The following is a 21,367-nucleotide window of genomic DNA, read 5'->3' on the forward strand; positions in this document are numbered from 1 at the left end:
GGCGGTGCTGGCGGCAACGCCGGCATGTTCTCCGGGGATGGCGGGGCCGGCGGCACCGGCGGGTTCGGCCCCGCTACCGGCGGTGCCGGGGGCACCGGCGCCAAGGCCGGACTGTTCGGCGACGGCGGTGGCGGCGGCGCCGGCGGGGAGAGTTTTGGGACCGGCGGTAAAGGCGGGGCCGGCGGCGACGCCATGCTGGTCGGCAACGGCGGTAACGGCGGCAAGGGCGGGATTGGCTTCGTGGCCGGCGCCGGTGGAACCCCCGGCGCCGGTGGGATGCTGCTCGGCCTGGACGGGTTAACGTAGCCGACGGGCTACATTGTTACGCCGTCGCTGCCGCGCGATTTAGATCCGCACCGGCCGCTGGTCGACGGGCGCCAGCACGTCGATCAGGTCGACCACCGTCGTCAGCGCGGCGGTGCGCGGATCTCGTCCCTCGACCAGCGCGGAGACCACCGAACCGTCGACCGCACAGATCAACGTGCAAACCAGTTCGATGTGCACCGTGCGCCCTGATCTTTCGATGGCCTCTGCGACCGCCTCGGCCCGCTGGCGCAGGCTGCGTCGCATGCTTTCGCGCAAAGCGGGAAAGCGGGTACAGGCGATATGGCGCTCATATCGCGATATCAGCTGCTCAACGAGTCCCGGACCGGATACGTCCCCCACCAGCAACTCAACCAGCACATCAGCGGTGGTCTCAGGCCCCCGACGCCGCCTGGACAGGGCATTGACCCTGGCCCGCAGCTGAGCTACCTCGATCATTCCGACGTGTTCGACCGCGCGGGCGATCAAATCGTCGAGCGACGAAAAGTAGTAGGTGGTAGATGCCAGCGGTAGGCCGGCCCGCCGAGCGACCGCCCGATGGCGTACCGCTTCGAACCCGCCCTCGCCGAGCAGCTCGGCGGCAGCGCTTACCAACGCATACCGCCTACGTTCTCCTTTTGGAGTAACTGCTGCCGTCACGCACACACATGCTGCCAGTCAAAGTGGTACTCCATTGCCATTTTCGTCAAACGTCCATGGCATGATGGCCCGCATGCCAGACATGAGCCGCCGCGCGGTACTCGGTCTTGGTGTCGGCGCGGCATGCGGCGCCGTCGGCGCTTATGCGCTCGACATGCTGTTTTTACCCCGAACCTCACAGGCCATGCCACCTGCGGTGAGTGGAACAAGCGTTCCATTGGCGCCGGCACGGCCGCTCGATCCAGCCCCGGTCGCCCAGCCCGCCCCCACGATGATGACGGGCTCCTTCGTGTCCGCCGCACGCGGCGGGATATCGACCAATTGGGCGATCGCGCGTCCGCCGGGCCAGACCAAACCGTTGCGGCCGGTGATCGCCTTGCATGGTAAGGGCAGTGATGCGGCGACAGTGATGGCCGGCGGCGTCGAGCAGGGTCTGGCCCAGGCCGTCAACGCCGGGCTACCGCCGTTTGCGGTGGTCGCCGTCGACGGCGGCGGAGGTTACTGGCACAAGCGGGCCTCCGGCGAGGACGCTGGGGCCATGGTGCTCGACGAGCTGATCCCCATGCTGAACGGCCAAAACCTGGACACCTCGCGAGTGGCGTTTCTGGGCTGGTCGATGGGCGGCTACGGCGCCTTGCTGCTCGGCGGCCGGCTGGGCGCGGGGCGCACGGCCGCGATCTGCGCGGTGAGCCCGGCGCTGTGGACCTCGGCCGGAGCGGCCGCACCCGGGGCATTCGACGGCGCCGACGACTTCGCGGCGAACTCGGTGTGGGGCATGCCCGCGCTGGGGTCGATCCCGATCCGGGTGGATTGCGGCGACAGCGATCCGTTCTATTCGGCGACCAAGCAGTTCATCGCTGCGCTGCCCAACCCGCCGGCCGGCGGCTTCTCGCCGGGCGGTCACAACGGCGGTTTCTGGAGCTCGCAGTTACCCGCGGAGCTCACCTGGATGGCACCGCTACTGACCGGCTGACGTGAGCACACCCTTCGGTTGGAACTTCCCCTACACGTGGCCGCGAATGCCTATTCTCGCCGCCAACGTGGTTTGTACGTCGCAGCCGCTTGCCGCCCAGGCCGGTCTTCGAATGCTCGCCGAAGGCGGGAGCGCAGTCGATGCGGCCGTCGCGACCGCCATCACCATCACCCTGGTGGAACCCGTCTCAAACGGCATCGGCTCAGATGCCTTCGCCATCGTCTGGGACGGCGCTCAACTGCACGGACTCAACGCGTCGGGCCGTTCGCCGGCGTCGTGGACGCCGGAATACTTTGGTGAATTAGGCGGTTTCGGCGTTCCGGCACTCGGGTGGAACTCCGTGACCGTGCCGGGCGCGGTGTCGGCATGGGTCGAGCTACACGCCAAGTTCGGCAAGCTGCCCTTCGAACGGCTCTTTGAGGCCGCTATATCCTACGGCCGCGACGGTTTTCTGGTCTCGCCCACGGTGGCCACGCAATGGGCGGCGCAGGTCCCGGTGTTTGCCGGCCAACCCGGGTTCGCCGAGGCATTCATGCCCGGGGGGCGGGCGCCCAAACCCGGTGAGCTGTTCAAGTTTCCGGATCACGCGGCCACGCTGGAGCGAATCGCGGTGACTCACGGCGAGGCGTTCTACCGCGGCGAGTTAGCCGATGCGATGGCGGCGCACGCGGCGGCTAATGACGGTGCGATGCGCGCCGGCGACCTCGCCGTCCACCGAGCCGATTGGGTCGGCACCATCAGCGCAAACTACCGGGGATACACCGTCCACGAGATACCGCCCAACGGTCAGGGCATCGTCGCACTGATTGCGCTGGGCATCCTCGAGAGTTTCGAAATGTCCTCTCTGCCGGTCGATTCCGCCGACAGCGTGCACCTGCAGATCGAGGCGCTGAAGCTGGCCTTCGCCGACGCGCAGGCTTACGTTGCCGACGCCGACCATATGTCGCTGGACCCGGCTTTGTTGCTGGACCGCGATTATCTGAAAGAGCGGGCGGGACTGATCGATCGCAAGCGGGCAACGCCGATGTCCGCCGGAATCCCCAAGGGGGGCACCGTATATCTGACCGCTGCCGATGCCGGCGGGATGATGGTGTCGATGATCCAATCGAACTATATGGGGTTCGGCTCCGGCGTGGTGGTTCCGGGAACCGGAATCTCGCTGCAGAATCGCGGCGCGGGTTTCACTGCGACACAAGATCATCCGAACCAAGTCGGACCGAACAAGCGTCCATTGCACACCATCCTGCCGGGGTTTGTGACCCGGGACGGTGCGGCGGTGATGAGCTTCGGGGTCATGGGCGGCCCGATGCAACCCCAAGGCCATGTGCAGGTGATGGTGCGCATCGCCGACTACGGGCAGAACCCGCAGGCGGCCTGCGACGGCCCACGCTTCCGCTGGCTCGAGGGCCTGCAGGTCAGTTGCGAAAAGGGTTTTCCCTCAGCGACTCTCGAGGAGTTACAACGGCGGGGCCACGACCTGATTCTGACCGAGGACTACAACGCGTTCGGCAGCTGCCAGGCCATCTGGCGACTCGACGACGGGTATGTTGCGGCCAGTGACCCGCGACGGGATGGTCAGGCGGTAGCGTTCTAGACGGTGACCTTGCCGTCGGCAGCCCGCTCGCCGATGTCTCTTCGGAAATGGCCGCCGGGCAATCGAATTGATCTTAGACGTTCGTACGCGGCAGTGCGCGCCGCGGCCAGGTCGGCGCCGACGCCTACCACCGACAGCACCCGGCCGCCGGAGGAGACGATGGCACCGTCGTCGCGGCGTGCGGTGCCCGCGTGCAGCACCCCGTCGGCTTCCGAGCCGGTGACGACGTCGCCGACCCTCGGACGACCGGGATAATTCTCGGCAGCGAGCACCACCGTCACAGCGGCGCCGTCGCGCCAGCGTAACTCACCGAAGTCGGCCAGTTTGCCCGAACCGGCGGCATACAGCAGCTGCCCCAGCGGCGAATCCAGCAGTGCCAGCACCGCCTGGGTCTCCGGATCGCCGAAGCGACAATTGAATTCGATGACTGCGGGTCCGTTCTTGGTGATCGCGAGCCCGGCATAGAGCAATCCGGTGAAGGGGCAGTCTCGCCGAACGAGTTCGGCCGCAACGGGTTCGACGACGCGGCTGACGATCTCGCGATAGACGTCGTCGGGCAGCCACGATAGTGGCGCATACGCGCCCATACCGCCGGTGTTGGGTCCGGTGTCGCCCGCGCCGACCCGCTTGAAGTCCTGCGCAGGCAGTAGCGGCACCACGGTTGGGCCGTCGACCACGCAGAACAGCGACACCTCGGGTCCGTCCAGGTAGGACTCCAGCAGCACAGGATGCCCGGATTCGAGCAGGGCCGCGGCGTGGGCGCGCGCGGCATCGCGATCCGGCGTCACCACCACCCCCTTGCCGGCCGCCAGGTGATCGTCTTTCACCACCCAGGCCGGTTCACCGGCGGCCGGCCCGAACCTGTCCAGGGCGGCGTCCAAATGTGCGGGGTTGTCCACGATTTCACTTTTCGCGGTGCGTACGCCCGCCGCGGCCATGACGTCCTTTGCGAATGCCTTGGAGCCCTCGATGCGCGCCGCGGCCTTACTGGGGCCGAAACACACGATGCCGGCGGCGCGCACGGCGTCGGCCACGCCGAGGACCAGCGGCACCTCCGGGCCGATGACGACCAGGTCGGCCCGCGCAGCGCGGGCTAGCGCGACGACCTCGTCACCGGAGGTGATGTCGACATTGTGCTGCTCGGCCAGACGGGCCGTGCCGGCGTTGCCAGGCGCAATGATCAGTCCTGTGACCTGCGGATCTGCGCTGAGGGCCAGCAGCAGAGCATGTTCACGGGCACCAGAGCCGATCACCAGGACGCGCACGACACGTCAGACTAGCCGCAGTGGGGTGGGCGGGCCGCTGCGCGGTTGGGCATGTTGCGGCCGGGAAGGCGATATCGCGGGCGATAGCGCGTTTGGAATGTGGGTATGGCACCTTGCCGCGGGGCTGACGTGACGGGTGTGACTCAGCTCGGCTTGCCGGATTCCTTGGCAAGCACCTCGGCGACGTTGGACTTCTTGTCCGGTGCGACGCCGCTCTCGGCGGCCTTCTTGCGCTTGCCGGCGACCCGCTCGATCGCGCTGTTCAGCCGGGACCCCAGCGGGAAGCCGACGTAGTGCGTAATGAACACCGCGAGCTCACGTAATTCGTCGAGGGTGAATTCCTCGTTGTGCAGGACGGCGTTGACCTGAACCTCCAGCAGGTCGGCCTGGCCCTGGGCGGTCAGCACCGCGATCACGGCCATCCGGCGGTCGCGCATCGACAGTCCAGGGCGGCTCCAGATGCGGCCGAAGAGATGGTCGACGGTGAGCGCAAAGTAGTCGCCCGGCATGTCGGGCATGTCCCAGGCGTAGACCTCGTTCATCTTGTCCAGGCCTTTGCGGCGCAGTTCGTCCATCACGTCTCCTTTGGTGTGTCCGTGCGCGGTACTCCCAGGCCGGCCGCCAGCCGCTCGAACGCCACCCGCGCTAGCGGCAGGTCAACCGATACCGCATCACCTAGGGCCAGCGCCAGGCTCAGATCCTTCTCCCCCAGCTCGCGGGTGTGCTCCAATAGCGGGCGTAAGGGGTCATCGGGTTCCATTGGCGCTGTCGTCTTGCGGAACATGATCGCCGATGGACCACCGGTGAGGCCGTCACTGTGGCGGACCACTTTGGCCAGGGCCCGCAGGCTCAGCCCGCATGCTTCGGCCAGTCGCTCGGCTTCGGCGGCGGCAGCGTAGGACACGAAGGTGAGCATGTTGCGAGCCAGCTTCATCTTGGTGCCCGCACCCGGTTCGCCGGCGTGGATCACCACCGAAGCCCATTGCGAGAACGGCTCTTTGATGCGGCGGAACGTCTCTTCGTCGGCGCCGACCATGGTGGCCAGATCACCGTTGGCAGCCGCCCCGGCGCCGCCGCTGACCGGCGCATCGGCGATATGAATTCCTTTCGCTTCGAGCTCACCGGCGAGTTCGACGGCGGTGCTGTCCTTGATGGTCGAGTGAATCGCAATGATGGTGCCCGGCTTGGCGTGTGCGGCCAGCCCATCGTTTCCGGTGATCACTTCGCGCACTTGGGCATCGTCGAACACGGTGACGCTGATGATGTCGGCATCGGCGACTTCGGCCAGGCTCGCTGCGGCAGTTGCGCCGCCGTCCACAAACGGGGCCATGGCCTCGGTCCGCACATCGAACACCGTCAACCCGCCCGGCCAGTCGAGGTAGCGCTTCGCCATTGGCGCGCCCTGGTTGCCCAGGCCGATATAGCCCAAACGCGGTGCGCTTTCGGTCTGACTCATGATCGGATGATCTGTCCGCCATCGACATTGAAGATCTGCCCGGTGATCCAGGAGGCCTGATCACTGAGCAGAAACAGACACATGCCCACCAGATCCTCGGGTGTGCCCATCCGGGACAACGGCATCTGCTTGATCATGTCCTTGACCAATTCTGCGGGCGTGACGGTCCTGGTGGCCTCGGTGTCGATCGGGCCCGGCGCAATCGCGTTGATCCGGATGTTCATTCCACCCAGCTCGCGGGACAGCTGCTGGGTAAGGCCGTTGACGCCAACCTTGGCCAGTCCGTAGAAGTTTGAGTACAGCCAGGCCGCGGTCGACGACTGGTTGACGATCGCGCCGCCGCCACGCTTGGCCATCTTCTTGTACACCGCGCGGGTGCACACCAGTACGCCGTCGTGGTTGACGCTCATGAATTTCTTGTAGTAGTCCAGCGGCACCGTCAGCAGCAGGTCCAGCTTCATGTCGCCGTAGATCGCGGCGTTGTTCACCAGATAGTCGATACCGCCGAATTCGCCCAGAGTGCGATCGGCCATCGCCCTGGCCGATTCTTCGTCCGAAACATCAACGGGCACATGGATTGCCGTGCCGCCGTCGGCGACGATCTGTTTGGCGACCGCTTGGGCGGCATCGGCGTTGATGTCGGCAACCACCACCGCCGCCCCTTCGCGCGCCAGGGCTTCGGCGTACGCCTGCCCGATGCCCTGAGCAGCCCCGGTGACGATGGCCACCTTGTCTTCGAACCGACCCACGCCGATCTCCTCTAGTTACTCGCTGTCGCGATGACTTTGGTTTCCAAGTACTCCTCGAAACCGGCGAGGCCCATCTCGCGGCCATTGCCGGACTGCTTGTAGCCGCCGAAGGGGGCATCGGCCGAATACCAGACCCCGCCGTTGACGTTGACGGTGCCGACCCGCAGCCGTGCGGCCACCTGCGCGGCCCGGTCCGGATCGGCGCCAAACACGGTGCCGGACAATCCGTACGGCGAATCGTTGGCGATCCGAACCGCGTCGTCGTCGCCGTCGTGAGCGATCACCGTGAGCACCGGGCCGAAAATCTCCTCCCGGGCGGGCCGGGCGTCGTTGCTCAGCCCCGCGATCACGGTGGGCTCGATGAAGAAACCGGCGCCGCGGCCGGCCGGCCGGCCGCCGCCGCAGGCAAAAGTCCCGCCCTCGGCGATCGCCAGATCGAGATAGCTCTGCACCCGGTCGCGCTGACGAGCCGAAATCAGCGGTCCGCAAACGGTTCCCGGGTCATTCGGATCACCAGGCTTGATCGACGACATGGTGCCGGCGGCGATGGCGACGGCTTCGTCGTAGCGGGCTCGCGGCACCAGCAGCCGGGTGGTGATCGCACACCCCTGCCCGGCATGCATGGATGCGGTGAACGCCGACATCGAACAGGCGCCGGTCAGGTCGGCGTCGTCGAGCACAACGAAAGCCGATTTGCCACCCAGCTCCAGGAACACTCTTTTGATGGTGGCCGCGGCGTCGGCCATCACGCTGCGGCCGGTTGCCGTCGAACCGGTGAACGAAACCATGTCTACCCGAGGATCTTTGGCGAGCATGGCCCCCAGACCGTGATCGCTGGAGGTGACGATATTGACCACGCCCGGCGGGAAATCGGTGTGCTCGGCGATGATCTCGCCGAGCACGGCTGCGCACCAGGGTGTGTCGGGTGCCGGCTTGAGGACGATGGTGTTGCCCGCAGCCAGGGCGGGACCCAGTTTGGCGAGATTGATCTGGTGCGGGAAGTTCCACGGAGTGATGGCCCCGACCACGCCGACGGCTTCCCGGGCGATGGTGCGCCGGGTGGGGATACCCATCGGTGCTGCCTGACCGAGATCGAAGTTCCACGAATAGGAGTCGGCGGTATCCGCGGCGAACTTCAGGTCGTTGACCGGGCCTTCCAGTTGGGCCGCAGCGGTGAGCATCCGCGGCGCTCCGACTTCAGAGATCGTGAATTCCCGCAAGTCCTCTATGTGTTGTTGCATCGCGTCGCGCAGCTGCCGCACACAACGCACCCGCAGCTCCGTGTTGCGCGACCAGTCAGTCTCGTCGAAGGCCCGCCGCGCAGCATCGATGGCGCGACCCATGTCGTCGGCGTCGGCGTCGGCGGCGAGACCCAGCACCTCTTCGGTGGCCGGGTTGATCGTCGGGAAGGTTCCCGCCCCGCCCTCGGACAGCTTGCCGTCGATGAACAGCGCACTCACGCCGTCAGCCAATAACGATCGGTCGGCCATCTACAAATCCCATCCACAGTCCGCTCTTGAAGGTGGACACTTGTCCGATATTCCTTGTTCGCACCATAACTGCGTAGGTGCGGCCGACGCAACCTACGGGCCGCCCGGATGCCCTAACATAGCCAAACAAGCAGGTTATTGCACTCCAGACTTGCCTAGGCTGGCACGCATCCGCTAGCTTGGACATGTGTCCAGCGATGCTCTGGCTTCCGTCGCAGCCCAGACCGGGCAAGCGCCGCGCAACCGGCGCCAGGAGGAGACCTTCCGCAAGGTGCTGGCGGCCGGCATGGAAACGCTGCGGGAGAACTCCTATGCCGATCTGACGGTGCGCATGGTGGCGGCTCGCGCGAAGGTCGCTCCGGCCACCGCCTACACGTATTTCTCGTCGAAGAACCATCTGATCGCCGAGGTCTACCTCGACCTGGTTCGGCAAGTCCCCTTCTTCACCGACGTCAACGAGCCGATGCCCGCCCGGGTCGAGCAGGCGTTACGCCATCTGGCCCTGGTGGTCGCCGACGAGCCGGAGGTGGGCGCCGCATGCACCGCGGCGTTGCTCGGCGGCAGCGCCGACGCGGCGGTACGCGCCGCACGCGATCGGATCGGCGCGGAAATCCATCGCCGCATCACGTCGGCGATCGGTCCCGGCGCCGAACCCGGCACCGTGTCGGCACTCGAGATGGCGTTCTTCGGTGCGCTGGTCCAGGCCGGCAGCGGGCAATTCACCTATCACGAGATCGCCGACCGGCTCACCGACGCAATGAGCCTCATCCTGGCCGGCGCCGACAAAGGTAAGCAATGAGCGTCCGCACCTCCTCGCTGCAAGGCGACCCCGAGCTCGTCTTGGATCCCTACGACTATGACTTCCACGAAGACCCGTACCCGTACTATCGGCGGCTGCGTGACGAAGCGCCGCTGTATCACAACGAGCAGCTCGGCTTCTGGGCGTTGTCCCGGCATGCCGATGTACATCAGGGATTTCGCAACAGCACCACGCTGTCCAACCGCGACGGCGTCGCGCTGGATCCCATCTCGCGTGGGCCGCACGCGTCGAAGACGATGTCGTTTTTGGCGATGGACGACCCGGCGCATCTACGGCTGCGCACGTTGGTGTCAAAAGGCTTCACACCCAGGCGAATTCGCGAGCTCGAGCCGCGCATTACGGAGATCGCCCATCAACACCTCGACGCCATGCTGGAGAAGGCACACGCTTCGGGCACCGTCGACTACGTCGACGACTTCGCCGGCAAGTTGCCCATGGATGTCATCTCCGAGCTGATGGGCGTGCCCGAGGCCGATCGGGTTCAGGTGCGCGCCTGGGCAGATACCGTCATGCACCGCGAGGACGGTGTCACCGACGTCCCCGCCTCGGCGATCGAGGCGTCGATCAACCTCATCGTCTACTACCAGGGGATGATCGCCGAGCGGCGCAAGAAGCTCACCGACGACCTGACGTCGGCGTTGCTGGAGGCCGAGATCGACGGTGACCGGCTCACCGACGAAGAAGTCCTCGGGTTCATGTTCCTGATGGTGATCGCCGGCAACGAGACGACAACCAAACTCCTTGCCAATGCTGCATTTTGGGGCTACAAGAATCCCGGCCAGCTAACCCCCGTCTACGCCGACCTGTCGCGCATACCGCTGTGGGTCGAGGAGACGCTGCGCTACGACACCTCCAGCCAGATCCTGGCCCGGGTCGTCTCCGGACCGCTTGAGCTTTACGGCACCACGGTCCCCGAGGGGGACGTCCTGCTGTTGCTGCCCGGCTCGGCGCACCGCGACGAGCGGGTGTTCGACCAGCCCGACGAATATCTGATCGGGCGCGAATTGGGTTCTAAATTATTGAGTTTCGGCAGCGGAGCGCACTTCTGCCTGGGGGCGCATCTGGCCCGGATGGAGGCCCGGGTGGCGCTCACCGAACTGTTCAGGCGAATCCGCGGGTATGAGGTCGACGAGGCCAACGCCGTCCGCGTCCACTCCAGTAACGTCCGCGGATTCGCCCACCTACCGATCACCGTGGAGGTGCCGTAATGCCCCGCTTCGAACCACACCCGGCGCGCAGACCGGCAATTGTGGCCGGCGCGTCGTCGGGCATCGGCGCGGCCACCGCAGTTGAGCTCGCCGCCCACGGCTTTCCGGTCGCACTGGGGGCCCGGCGCGTGGAGAAGTGTCAGGAGATCGCCGACAAGATCCGCGCTGACGGCGGCGAGGCGATCGCGCTGCCGCTCGACGTCACCGACCCCGAATCGGTCAAAAGCTTCGTGCATCAGGCCACCGAGCAACTCGGCGACATCGAAGTCCTGGTGACCGGCGCCGGGGACACCTACTTTGGCCGGCTGCATGAAATCGACACCGAGACTTTCGAATCGCAAATCCAGATCCACCTGGTCGGCGCGAACCGCTTGGCCACCGCGGTGCTGCCGGGCATGGTGCAGCGACAGCGCGGCGACCTGATCTTCGTGGGCTCCGACGTCGCCCTGCGACAGCGCCCACACATGGGCGCCTACGGCGCCGCCAAGGCCGCACTGGTGGCGATGGTGACCAACCTGCAAATGGAACTCGAAGGTACCGGCGTGCGGGCGTCGATCGTGCACCCGGGGCCCACCAAGACCGCGATGGGCTGGAGCCTGCCGCCCGAACTGATCGCACCCGCGTTGGAGGACTGGGCGAAGTGGGGCCAGGCCCGCCACGACTACTTCCTGCGTGCCGCGGACCTGGCCCGGGCGATCACGTTCGTCGCCGAGACGCCGCGCGGCGGGTTCGTGGCCAACATGGAGCTGCAGCCCGAGGCACCGTTGACCGCGACGAAGGAACGGCAGCAATTGAAAGTGGACGAGAAGGCGCTGACCGACAAATGGCCAAAACAGCAGTAGTGCCACGGGTTTCCGGCGGTGAACAAGAACACGGTCACCTCGAAGAGTTCCGCACCGATCCGATCGGGCTGATGCAGCGGGTGCGTGACGAATGCGGCGACGTGGGCTGGTTCCAGCTCGCCGACCGCCACGTCATCCTGCTGTCCGGCGCCGGCGCCAACGAGTTCTTCTTCCGTTCCGCCGACGAGGAATTGGACCAGGCGCAGGCCTACCCGTTCATGACGCCGATCTTCGGCAAGGGCGTGGTCTTCGACGCCAGCCCCGAGCGACGCAAGGAGATGCTGCACAACTCCGCACTGCGCGGCGAACAGATGAAAGGTCACGCGGCCACCATCGAGGGCGAAGTCAAAAGGATGATCGCCAATTGGGGCGAGGAAGGCGAAATCGACCTGCTCGACTTCTTCGCCGAGTTGACCATCTACACCTCGACGGCCTGCCTGATCGGACTGAAATTTCGCAACCAGCTCGATTCGCGGTTCGCGCACTACTACCACGAGCTGGAGCGGGGCACCGATCCGCTGTGCTATGTGGACCCGTATCTGCCGATCGAGAGCTTCCAAAGACGCGACCAGGCCCGCCTGGACCTGGTGGCGCTGGTGCAGGAGATCATGAACCAGCGTCTGGCCAACCCGCCCAGGGACAAGAGCGACCGCGACATGCTCGACGTGCTGGTGTCGATCCGCGACGACGAAGGCAATCCGCGGTTCTCGGCCGACGAAGTGACCGGCATGTTCATCTCACTGATGTTCGCCGGCCACCACACCAGTTCGGGAACTTCGGCGTGGACGCTGATCGAGCTGATCCGCCACCCCGACGTCTACGCCGAGGTACTCGCCGAGCTGGAGGAGCTTTACGCCGACGGCCAGGAGGTGAGTTTCCATGCGCTGCGCCAGATTCCGAAGCTGGACAATGTGGTCAAGGAGACGCTGCGGCTGCACCCGCCGTTGATCATCCTGATGCGAGTGGCCAAGGGCGAGTTCGAGGTCGAGGGCTTTCCCATCCACGACGGCGATTACGTCGCCGCGTCTCCGGCGATTTCCAACCGCATTCCCGAGGACTTTCCCGACCCGGATGCGTTCCACCCGGACCGGTACAACAAGCCCGAGCAGGCTGACATCGCCAACCGGTGGACCTGGATTCCGTTTGGCGCGGGCCGGCACCGTTGCGTCGGCGCCGCTTTCGCGACCATGCAGATCAAGGCGATCTTCTCGGTTCTGCTGCGCGAGTATGACTTTGAAATGGCTCAGCCCGCCGACAGCTACCGCAACGACCACTCCAAGATGGTGGTACAGCTGGCCCGGCCGGCCAAGGTCCGCTATCGCAAGCGCGTTCAGGCTTAACACTCATGGCGGGTTTCAGGATCGAAGTCGATCGGGATCTGTGCCAGGGCCACGCCATGTGCGAACTCGAGGCACCGGACTACTTCCGGGTGCCCAAGCGCGGCAAGGTCGAGATCCTCGACCCCGAGCCGCCCGAAGACGTCCGCGACGAAATCGAGCGTGCGGTCGAAATGTGCCCTACCCAAGCACTATTCATCAAAGAGAAAGAAGACTAGACATGGCGTCATTTCCGCGCGAGGAACTAGAGGCTTGGGTCGAGCGCTGGCTGGAGGCCAACCGGACCGCCGAACGCGAAGGCGACTGGAAGGGATTGGCCGATTTCTACGCCGGCGACGCCACCTACGGCTGGAACATCGGGCCCAAAGAGGACGTGATGTGCGTCGGCATCGACGAGATCCGTGACATTGCGCTGGGCCTGGAGATGGAGGGCCTGGAGAACTGGCAATACCCGTATCAGAAGGTCATCATCGACGACAAGCAGGGCGAGATCGTCGGCTTCTGGAAGCAGGTCGCCACGGACGCCGACGGCACCCAGGCCGAGATCTACGGAATTGGCGGCAGCTGGTTCCGGCTGAACGCCGACGCCAAGATCGAATGGCAACGCGACTTCTTCGACTTCGGTCATGTGCAAACGGTGTATCTGGACCTGATGAAGGCGGGAAAGCTGTCCAAAGGCATGCAGAAGCGGATCGAGCGCAGCCTGGCCGGCGAGCAGCTGCCGGGCTACTACCCGCTGGGCAAGACGCCGGTGCCGATCTGGTGAGCCGGTTGCTTAGACCAACCAAGCATTTGATTTGTTACACACGCTATGCTGGCGCCAAGGAGTGCATGTGGCACTCGTCACTACCGCTGCCGGGCATGACGGAGTCAGGCAGTTCTGATCAATTCAAAGGCGAAATGGGGTCAGGTCCAACGTGAAGACAAAAGGCGCTCTGATCTGGGAGTTCAACCAGCCCTGGTCCATCGAGGAAATCGAGATCGGCGACCCGGTCAAAGACGAGGTCAAGATCCAGATGGAAGCGGCCGGCATGTGCCACTCCGACCACCATTTGGTCACCGGCGGCATCCCGATGGCGGGCTTCCCGGTGCTCGGCGGACACGAGGGCGCCGGCATCGTCACCGAGGTGGGCCCCGGAGTGGAGGACATCGCCCCGGGCGACCACGTGGTCCTGTCGTTCATCCCGTCCTGCGGCACCTGCCCGACCTGTCAGGCCGGCATGCGCAACCTGTGTGACTTGGGAGCCGGCCTGCTCGGCGGCGCCGCGGTGTCCGACGGCACGTTCCGCATCCAGGCCCGCGGCCAGAACGTCTTCCCCATGACGCTGCTGGGCACCTTCTCGCCGTACATGGTCGTGCACCGCAGCTCGGTGGTGAAGATCGACCCGTCGATCCCGTTCGAGGTCGCCGCTCTGGTTGGCTGCGGCGTCACTACCGGCTACGGTTCGGCGGTCCGCACGGCCGACATCCGGCCGGGCCAAGATGTCGCCATCGTCGGTGTCGGCGGCGTCGGCATGGCGGCGCTGCAGGGCGCCGCCGCCGCCGGTGCGCGCTACATCTTCGCCATCGACCCGATCGAATGGAAGCGCGACCAGGCGCTGAAGTTCGGCGCCACTCACGTCTACCCCGACATCAATGCAGCGCTGATGGGCATCGCCGAGGTCACCTACGGCCTGATGGCGCACAAGGTGGTGGTCACCGTCGGCGAGTTGCAGGGCGCCGACGTCGACAACTACCTGAACATCACCGCCAAGGGCGGCACCTGCGTGCTGACCGCGATCGGCAGCCTGCTGGACACCAACGTGACCCTGAACCTGGCGATGCTGACGCTGATGCAGAAGAACCTGCAGGGCACCATCTTTGGCGGCGGCAACCCGCAGTACGACATCCCGCAGCTGCTGTCGATGTACAAAGCCGGCAAGCTCAACCTGGACGACATGGTCACCACCCAGTACAAGCTCGAGCAGATCAACGACGGCTATCAGGACATGTTGGACGGCAAGAACATTCGCGGCGTCATCCGGTATACGGACGCTGATCGGTAACCCAGCCATGACCCAAACCGCCCAGTCCCCGGCCCTTTCCGCATCGCAGGCATCGTGGCGTTGCGTACAAACGCATGACCGGGAGGGCTGGCTGGCGCTGATGGCCGACGATGTCGTCATCGAAGACCCGATTGGCAAGTCCGTCACCAACCCGGATGGCACCGGGGTAAGGGGCAAGGAGGCCGTGGCCAACTTTTACGACACCAACATCGCGGCCAACCAGCTCACCGTCACCTGCCAGGAGACCTTCCCCTCCAGTTCGCCGAACGAGATCGCTCATATCCTGGTGCTGGACAGCAAATTTGACGGCGGCTTCACCAGTTCGGTGCGCGGGGTGTTCACCTATCGGGTGAATGACGAAGGCCTGATCGCCAATATGCGCGGGTACTGGAACCTGGAGATGATGACCTTCGGCAAGCAGGAGTAATCGCACCGCGCCACGGTGGCTCAGCCGATGCGGCCGATGCCGGTGATGTTGCCCTGCATGACCTTGTTGCCCATCAGCACCATGCTGGCGGTCTGGATCGGGTCGCTGAGGGTGGTGGCCGATTTCGGTTGCTCGATGAGAACCTTGCCCGTGTTGGGGTCGAGGACCGCGAAGGCGAAAAGGTCCAGAGGAGTGGTGTTTTGGAGTCCGATTCGGGTGATGGTATAGATCAGGCCGTCTCCGATCGACAGATGCGGCAACGCCGCGCTGCGAACGGAGCTGTCCCAGACGGTATGGCAGCCGGGGTTGTCGACGTCGACTCTGGTCATTCCGCCGACGAACGGCGCGGTCGGCGGCACGGCCGGCCCGGCGTTCGGTGGAACCGCGGGATAGGGATAGCCGTAGGTGCTGGCGATGAACATGGTGTTGCCGACCCCGATCGGCGAGTTCTCGCTACCCGGCCCGCCCTGGGTCAGCACCGGTTGCTGGCAGATCAGGTTGCCGGTGCCGGACTGGTAGACCAGCGCGTGCACTTGCGGGTCGGCGTTGTCGACGATGGTCAGGTAGTCGGCCCCCGTGGGCCCGAAATACGTTGGGGTGGAACCGGTTCCCCAGCTGAGCTGACCGGGCTTGCGGGCCGGACCGCGGTCGTAGGCCTGGCGCCACAGGATCTGCGGATTGCCCATGGGGTCGAGGTTCACCTCGTAGAGCGCGAAGGTGGTGGCCACCCCGATGCGATTGGCCGGTGAGGCCGAGATGCTATTGGCCACTTGTTCGCCGGCTTGGAGTTGCACGCTGCCGACACCGCCCCCGGCTTTGGCCACCCCGACCACGCCGGTGGCGGTGGCGAACCAGACGTTGCCCTGGTAATCGGGCACTACACCGACCGAGCTGTCGCCCGGCGGTATCACGCTGGACACGTCGGTGGACTCGGTGACGGTCAGCTGCCAACGACCCAGCCCGTCTTTGGCGTGCGCGACGCGGATCAGATGGTTGGTTCCATCGATCATCACCAACTGGTTGTTGTTGTCCAGGTAGGCGTAGACCCCGCCGAGCAGGCCGCCCTTGGTGATGTTCATGCTGGCCAGCGGAATGACCTGGGGCAGAATGCCGCCCGGGTCGATCAGATGCACGACCGGGCTTTGGTTGGCGATGGTGGTGCACAGCGCCACCACCAGATTGTCGGTGCCCTGAGTGATCGTCGGGCAGGCCGCCAGCAGCGGGTAAGCGAAGATGGGAACAATGTGCGCGCCGGGCCCGGGCAGCGGTCCGGCGTCGGCCGATCCCGCATCGTTGTGCATGGACGCCAAGCCATTTGGCGCCATGAACGGGTTCGGCGGCGCCAGCGGCCCGAACGCATCGGCCGCTCTAGCGGGTGCGGAGATGAGTGTTGTGGCGCACGCGGTCAGTACTGCCAGCACTGCCGCAGGAAACCGCACCTAGGTTCCTCTCCCGTGTCGTGGGTCAAATGGCAGTTTGAAGATCCCGGAAAACGACACGGCAACGCTGCGTTAACGATTCGGCTTCACTACTGTGCGGAGTCAGGCGGATTCGGGAACGTAAGTGCCGGTGCCCTGGGCTATCGATTCCAGGGTGTCGTAGGCCATCCACATGAATCCCTTTTGTCCCCAACGCGTTCCGAAGCTGTTCTGAATCCGTACAGCGCCGGTGTTCTTGGTGTAGGCGTCGTCGTAGCCGACGATGAGCATGACATGGCCGGCCTTCTTGCCGTTGTGGTACATGAACTGTCCATTGCCGACGTAGGGCGAGGGCGATCCGCGGTAATGCGGAAAATCGCTGTAGAGGTAGGTGCCGAAGGCGATCGGCATGCCGGCCGCGATGACTGTGCGTAGGTGATCCAGGCCGTCGGGTCCGGTGATCTTCGTCGTCTTGTGTTCGGGGATAAGGAAACTCGGGTCCGGTGGAATTGTTCGCGACCCGTAATCCGTCCAGTTGAGTTCGCATGACGAGGTGGGTCCGCGCCGGGCGTGGTTGGGGGCGGCAGCCAGCGAGGGGGTGCCACCGTTGGCTCGAAGCCAATTGAGGCACTTGACGATTTGGCCGCCCTCGCAGCTGTTCTGCTCCCTCTTGTTGGCGATTTGATACCGAATGTAGGCATAGTCGGCAGCAGCCTGCCGGGCCGCGGTGGTCGGCGGAGTGCGGCTCTTGCGGGCCGCGTAGAAGGTCGCCAGGCCGTATACGGTGCCCCACACAAAACAGTTAGGCATGGTTTGGCGGCCAACCGGGGGCAACCATTCGGTCCGGACGGACGCCGCGGGCGGCACTTTGCCGCGGCGTACCGGCGGTTCCGGCGCGGTGGGTTCGGGGATTTCGGGATCGTATCCGTAGCTGGTGAGCTCGTATGGCTCGTCGTCGCCATGGCTGCACGAGGGCAACGCAGCCGTGAGAGCACCGGCCGCGGCAAGCGCGAGTAGCGAACGCCGGTCCATCCGCGAATGCATGCGCACGACCGTACCGGGCGTTCTCGTCGCACATATGCTTGTTGAATGGCATCGATCTTCACCAAGATCATCAACCGCGAGCTTCCCGGACGCTTCGTCTACGAGGACGATGACGTCGTCGCTTTCCTGACCATCGAACCGATGACGCAAGGCCACACCCTGGTGGTGCCTCGCGAAGAGATCGATCAGTGGCAGAACGTGGACAGCGCGGCCTTCGGCCACGTGATGAAAGTGAGCCAGCTGATCGGCAAGGCGGTGTGCAAGGCGTTCCGAGCCGAGCGCGCCGGGGTGATCATCGCCGGGCTGGAGGTGCCCCACCTGCACGTCCACGTGTTCCCCACCCGCAGCCTGAGCGACTTCGGCTTCGCCAACGTCGATCGCAATCCGTCGGCGGAGTCACTGGACGACGCGCAGGCCCGGATCAAGGCGGCCCTGGCACAGCTCTAGCTGACCGGCTCACCGATTGGCTCAGCGACTGGAAGCGCCGCGTCTCTGACGCGCGGCAGCGTCACGTGGAAGCAGCACCCCTCGCCCGGTGCGGTGGTCACGGTGACAGCACCTCCGTGGGCGCTGACCAGCGAGGTGACGATCGAAAGGCCCAGTCCGGTTCCGCCGCTGGCCCGCGCCCGCGAGGAGTCGGTGCGATAGAAGCGCTCGAATACCCGCGACGCGTCCTCCTGGCTCATGCCCGGACCTTTGTCGGCGACCTCGATCACCGCGTCGTCGCCCGAGGTGCCGACCCGCACGGTGACGTCGGCAGTGTGCGGCGTGTGCTGCAGCGCATTGGCGACGAGGTTGCTGAGTACCTGGCGCAGGCGGGCTTCGTCGCCGAGCACCTCCGGTATGCCGGGACCGTCGAGGACTTCCAGGTTGATGGTGCGCTGGGGATCGATCGCCTCCGCGTCGTGCACCGCATCACTGGCTAACGCCAGCAAGTCCACCGGGGTGTGTTCGAGCGGACGCTGTGCGTCCATCCGGGCCAGCATCAGCAGGTCGTCCACCAGCAGGCCCATCCGGCTCGCTTCGCTCTCGATGCGCGACAACAGCATGGACACGTCGCGGGCCGCGCCCTGCCGATACAACTCGGCGAAGCCCCGAATGGTGGTCAACGGGGTGCGTAGTTCGTGACTGGCATCGGTGATGAATCGGCGCATCCGGTCCTCGGAGCTACGCGCCTTTTCCGCCGACGATTCCGAGGAAGCGACCGCCTGTTGAATCTGGGCGAGCATGCCGTTGAGCGCCAACGAAAGTCGGCCCACTTCGGTGCGCGGATCGCGTTCCGGGACACGGCGATCCAGCTGGCCTGCGGCGATGGCCGCCGCGGTCTGTTCGACCTCGGACAGTGGCCGCAGGCTTCGGTGCACCACCGCATAGCCGGCAATGCCGACCACCACCAGCACCGCCGCGCCGATGCCGACCTGCAACCACACCAGGGATCTGACCGTGTGGTCGACGTCGGACAGGTCGATGGCCACGGTGGTCAGGCCGCCCTGCGGCCCGCGTACGGTCACCGCGCGCCATTCGATATCCGAACCCCGGACCGACGGCAGCGTCGTCGGGTTGGGGCCCACGTCGTTGTTGGGGGGCAACATCGGCTCGGCGTTGCGGTCGTTGATGGCGGTCACGGTCTGGCCGTCGGGACTGATACCGCGCACGTAGAACTTCGACGGCGGCCGGGCGGGATCGAACCCGTCGGTGTTGGCCGACGAATGCTTCCAGGGCGACTGAGCCCAGGTTCGGGAGGCATCCAGCAGGGTGGAGTCGATCCGGCTGATCAGGCTGTGGCGCAATATCGAGGTCACCGCGACACCCGAGGCCAGCAGACCGCACAGCACCAGCACCAGCGTGGCCGCGACCAGGCCTACTCGCAGCGGTACTCCGCGTTGACGGTACTTAGCCATTTGCGCTACCCCGCCGGTCGAACAAGCACGCTCATCGCGGCTCACGTAACACGTAGCCCACCCCGCGCAAGGTGTGCAGCAGGCGCTTTTCCCCGGTATCGATCTTGCGGCGCAGATACGACACGTAGGACTCGACGACGTTGACGTCGCCGCCGAAGTCGTAGCGCCAGACGTGGTCGAGGATCTTCGGCTTGCTCAGCACGGTTCCGGCGTTGATCACGAAATAGCGCAGCAGGGTGAATTCGGTGGGCGACAGCGACACCGGCTGACCGGCCTTCCACACCTCGTGGGTTTCCTCGTCAAGCTCGATGTCGGCGAAGGTCAGACGCGCATTGCGGGGTTCGGCGGTGCCCTTGCCGGCGCGGCGCAGAATGACCCGCAGCCGGGCAACCACCTCCTCCAAGCTGAACGGCTTGGTCACATAGTCGTCGCCGCCCAGCGTCAAGCCGGCGATCTTATCCTGCAGCGAATCGCGCGCCGTCAGGAACAACGCGGGAGCATCGATGCCGTCGGCGCGTAGCCGGCGCAGCACTCCGAAGCCGTCCATGCCGGGCATCATCACGTCGAGGATCACCGCGTCCGGCCGGGACTCTCGGGCCCGGTCGAGCGCTTGGGCGCCGTTGGTCGCCGTGATGACCTCGAAACCCTGGAACTTCAGACTCACCGAGAGCAACTCGACGATGTTGGCCTCGTCGTCGACGACGAGGATTCGCGCCTCCGGTGTGGTGTTCTCCCCTGGCACTCCTGCTGTCATGCGGTCAATCTCCCAGCGCCCGGTTGAACGTTTGCTTCACAATCATTGAGTACTTCCTGAGAGCTCGTTGTCCGTAATCTGCTAATAGTCTGCCAGGAATCATCAAATCGGCTTGGACCCGTGCGGGGTAATCGGTGCGCGCCGCGAATACACTCACAGAATGAATCTCGGCCAAGCCTTCGTGGCTTTTGCTACCGCTCCCGCACGCATCGGCCTCGCTGCCGCGGAGGCGAGCTTAAACCTCGCCGGTGCGGCGGTTGGTCTGGCGAAGCAATCGATGGGTGATGCCGCAGGCCCCCGGGGTTCCAACGCGATGGCGAACATGCTCGGGATCGACGACGCGCTGGCGCGAGCAAACCGGCTGGCGCGGCTGCTGGACGACGATATGCCGCTGGGCCGGGCGGTTGCTGCCGATGGTCCGATGGACCGCCTGTTGCGTCCGGGCGGGCTGGTCGACCTGGTGACGGCGCCGGACGGGCTGCTGGACCGGCTGACTGCCGAGGGCGGCGGGCTGCAGCGGGCGCTGCAACCGGGCGGGCTGGCCGATCGGTTGCTCGGCGAGGACGGGATGATCGAGCGATTGCTGGCCGAGGACGGGGTGGCCGAGCGACTGCTCGCCGAAGGCGGCTTGATCGACACCCTGACCTCCAAGGACGGGCCGCTCGAACAGCTCACCGACCTCGCCGACACGCTGGCCCGGCTGGCGCCGGGGATGGAGGCGCTGGAGCCGGCCATCGCCACCCTGCAGGACGCGGTCACCGCCCTGACTCTGGTGGTCAACCCGCTCAGCAACATCGCCGAGCGCATCCCGCTGCCGCGCCGTCCGGTGCGCCGGTCGTCGTCGCGGTCGGTGAGCTCGCAGCGCATCATCGACGGCGAGACCTAAGCCGCTAGGCTTGCATCCGGTTTAGACCGGTTCAAACCGGCCTCCTTAGCTCAGTGGTAGAGCACTCGCCTTGTAAGCGAGCGGTCGTCAGTTCAATCCTGACAGGGGGCTCCACCTCATGTACCAGCTCGCGTCCCTGCACTCGGCACGGTCTTGGCGCAAGTCTCGGAAAACCTCGCGGCAACGGCAATGGAC

Annotated in this window: 23 protein-coding genes and 1 tRNA gene; 14 read left to right on the forward strand and 10 right to left on the reverse strand. The window is 65.6% G+C overall.

What is annotated here, in order from left to right; translation table 11 throughout:
* The coding region (locus tag AWC27_RS12580) for a hypothetical protein (RefSeq protein ID WP_085670788.1) at positions 1 to 306 on the forward strand (306 nt) is incomplete at its 5' end.
* Between the two features lie 39 nt (positions 307 to 345).
* Here the strand turns inward: AWC27_RS12580 and AWC27_RS12585 are convergent.
* Positions 346 to 963, reverse strand: a complete 618-nt coding sequence (locus AWC27_RS12585; protein WP_085670789.1) for a TetR/AcrR family transcriptional regulator — start codon at positions 961 to 963, stop codon at positions 346 to 348.
* A gap of 61 nt (positions 964 to 1,024) precedes the next feature.
* On the opposite strand from AWC27_RS12585, the gene AWC27_RS12590 reads away from it, so the two are divergent.
* Both AWC27_RS12590 and AWC27_RS12595 read left to right on the forward strand, forming a co-directional pair.
* Entirely contained in the window at positions 1,025 to 1,936 is a 912-nt protein-coding gene (locus tag AWC27_RS12590) for an alpha/beta hydrolase-fold protein (RefSeq protein WP_085670790.1), read from the forward strand.
* 1 nt (position 1,937) lies between these two features.
* Positions 1,938 to 3,530, forward strand: coding sequence for a gamma-glutamyltransferase family protein (locus AWC27_RS12595; RefSeq protein ID WP_085670791.1), 1,593 nt, complete (start codon positions 1,938 to 1,940; stop codon positions 3,528 to 3,530).
* Here AWC27_RS12595 and purD read toward each other — a convergent pair.
* The 5 genes from purD to AWC27_RS12620 form a co-directional block, all read right to left on the reverse strand.
* Positions 3,527 to 4,795 carry a phosphoribosylamine--glycine ligase gene (gene purD, locus AWC27_RS12600; protein ID WP_085670792.1) on the reverse strand — a complete coding sequence of 423 codons (1,269 nt, stop codon included), beginning with the start codon at positions 4,793 to 4,795 and terminating at the stop codon, positions 3,527 to 3,529. The genes AWC27_RS12595 and purD overlap by 4 nt on opposite strands.
* 143 nt (positions 4,796 to 4,938) lie before the next feature.
* Positions 4,939 to 5,373, reverse strand: coding sequence for a carboxymuconolactone decarboxylase family protein (locus AWC27_RS12605; RefSeq protein ID WP_139836964.1), 435 nt, complete (start codon positions 5,371 to 5,373; stop codon positions 4,939 to 4,941).
* Complete coding sequence (locus AWC27_RS12610) at positions 5,370 to 6,251, reverse strand: NAD(P)-dependent oxidoreductase (protein ID WP_085670794.1); 882 nt, start codon at positions 6,249 to 6,251, stop codon at positions 5,370 to 5,372. Before AWC27_RS12610 ends, AWC27_RS12605 begins: the two co-directional genes overlap by 4 nt.
* A complete protein-coding gene (locus tag AWC27_RS12615) occupies positions 6,248 to 7,000 on the reverse strand; it encodes an SDR family oxidoreductase (protein ID WP_085670795.1) in 753 nt (250 codons plus the stop codon). The genes AWC27_RS12610 and AWC27_RS12615 overlap by 4 nt, the downstream gene beginning before the upstream one ends.
* An 11-nt stretch (positions 7,001 to 7,011) precedes the next feature.
* On the reverse strand, positions 7,012 to 8,490 hold the full coding sequence (locus AWC27_RS12620; RefSeq protein WP_085670796.1) for an aldehyde dehydrogenase: 1,479 nt from the start codon (positions 8,488 to 8,490) through the stop codon (positions 7,012 to 7,014).
* Positions 8,491 to 8,677: 187 nt separating this feature from the next.
* On the opposite strand from AWC27_RS12620, the gene AWC27_RS12625 reads away from it, so the two are divergent.
* The 8 genes from AWC27_RS12625 (at position 8,678) to AWC27_RS12660 (ending at position 15,169) form a co-directional block, all read left to right on the forward strand.
* Positions 8,678 to 9,289: a TetR/AcrR family transcriptional regulator gene (locus AWC27_RS12625; RefSeq protein ID WP_085670797.1), complete on the forward strand. Its 612-nt coding sequence runs from the start codon at positions 8,678 to 8,680 to the stop codon at positions 9,287 to 9,289.
* Entirely contained in the window at positions 9,286 to 10,518 is a 1,233-nt protein-coding gene (locus AWC27_RS12630) for a cytochrome P450 (protein ID WP_085670798.1), read from the forward strand. Before AWC27_RS12625 ends, AWC27_RS12630 begins: the two co-directional genes overlap by 4 nt.
* Entirely contained in the window at positions 10,518 to 11,360 is an 843-nt protein-coding gene (locus AWC27_RS12635) for an SDR family oxidoreductase (RefSeq protein WP_085670799.1), read from the forward strand. Before AWC27_RS12630 ends, AWC27_RS12635 begins: the two co-directional genes overlap by 1 nt.
* Positions 11,342 to 12,700, forward strand: a complete 1,359-nt coding sequence (locus tag AWC27_RS12640; RefSeq protein WP_085670800.1) for a cytochrome P450 — start codon at positions 11,342 to 11,344, stop codon at positions 12,698 to 12,700. Before AWC27_RS12635 ends, AWC27_RS12640 begins: the two co-directional genes overlap by 19 nt.
* A 5-nt stretch (positions 12,701 to 12,705) precedes the next feature.
* A complete protein-coding gene (locus AWC27_RS12645) occupies positions 12,706 to 12,915 on the forward strand; it encodes a ferredoxin (RefSeq protein ID WP_085670801.1) in 210 nt (69 codons plus the stop codon).
* 2 nt (positions 12,916 to 12,917) lie between these two features.
* Entirely contained in the window at positions 12,918 to 13,463 is a 546-nt protein-coding gene (locus AWC27_RS12650) for a hypothetical protein (protein ID WP_085670802.1), read from the forward strand.
* Between the two features lie 151 nt (positions 13,464 to 13,614).
* A complete protein-coding gene (locus tag AWC27_RS12655) occupies positions 13,615 to 14,742 on the forward strand; it encodes an NDMA-dependent alcohol dehydrogenase (protein WP_085670803.1) in 1,128 nt (375 codons plus the stop codon).
* A gap of 7 nt (positions 14,743 to 14,749) precedes the next feature.
* The gene (locus AWC27_RS12660) at positions 14,750 to 15,169 is read left to right on the forward strand and encodes a ketosteroid isomerase family protein (protein ID WP_085670804.1); all 420 of its coding nucleotides are present in this window, start codon (positions 14,750 to 14,752) and stop codon (positions 15,167 to 15,169) included.
* A gap of 20 nt (positions 15,170 to 15,189) precedes the next feature.
* Here the strand turns inward: AWC27_RS12660 and AWC27_RS12665 are convergent, their stop codons facing one another.
* Both AWC27_RS12665 and AWC27_RS12670 read right to left on the reverse strand, forming a co-directional pair.
* Positions 15,190 to 16,608 (reverse strand): hypothetical protein, encoded by a 1,419-nt coding sequence (locus AWC27_RS12665; protein WP_085670805.1) that lies wholly within the window; start codon positions 16,606 to 16,608, stop codon positions 15,190 to 15,192.
* A gap of 102 nt (positions 16,609 to 16,710) precedes the next feature.
* Positions 16,711 to 17,631, reverse strand: a complete 921-nt coding sequence (locus tag AWC27_RS12670; protein ID WP_139836965.1) for a C1 family peptidase — start codon at positions 17,629 to 17,631, stop codon at positions 16,711 to 16,713.
* 45 nt (positions 17,632 to 17,676) lie between these two features.
* Between AWC27_RS12670 and AWC27_RS12675 the strand changes: the two genes are divergently transcribed.
* Entirely contained in the window at positions 17,677 to 18,078 is a 402-nt protein-coding gene (locus tag AWC27_RS12675) for an HIT family protein (RefSeq protein WP_085670807.1), read from the forward strand.
* Here the strand turns inward: AWC27_RS12675 and AWC27_RS12680 are convergent.
* Both AWC27_RS12680 and phoP read right to left on the reverse strand, forming a co-directional pair.
* Positions 18,075 to 19,532: a sensor histidine kinase gene (locus AWC27_RS12680; RefSeq protein ID WP_085670808.1), complete on the reverse strand. Its 1,458-nt coding sequence runs from the start codon at positions 19,530 to 19,532 to the stop codon at positions 18,075 to 18,077. The genes AWC27_RS12675 and AWC27_RS12680 overlap by 4 nt on opposite strands.
* Positions 19,533 to 19,563: 31 nt before the next feature.
* Positions 19,564 to 20,286, reverse strand: coding sequence for a two-component system response regulator PhoP (gene phoP, locus AWC27_RS12685; protein WP_083116006.1), 723 nt, complete (start codon positions 20,284 to 20,286; stop codon positions 19,564 to 19,566).
* 160 nt (positions 20,287 to 20,446) lie between these two features.
* Here phoP and AWC27_RS12690 point away from each other — a divergent pair, with 160 nt between their 5' ends.
* Positions 20,447 to 21,172, forward strand: a complete 726-nt coding sequence (locus tag AWC27_RS12690) for a hypothetical protein (RefSeq protein ID WP_085670809.1) — start codon at positions 20,447 to 20,449, stop codon at positions 21,170 to 21,172.
* Between the two features lie 39 nt (positions 21,173 to 21,211).
* Positions 21,212 to 21,286: transfer RNA gene (locus tag AWC27_RS12695), tRNA-Thr, on the forward strand.
* Positions 21,287 to 21,367: the final 81 nt, after the last annotated feature.

It is taken from the genome of Mycobacterium szulgai (genome assembly GCF_002116635.1).
In the GTDB taxonomy this organism is placed as follows: Bacteria; Actinomycetota; Actinomycetes; order Mycobacteriales; family Mycobacteriaceae; genus Mycobacterium; species Mycobacterium szulgai.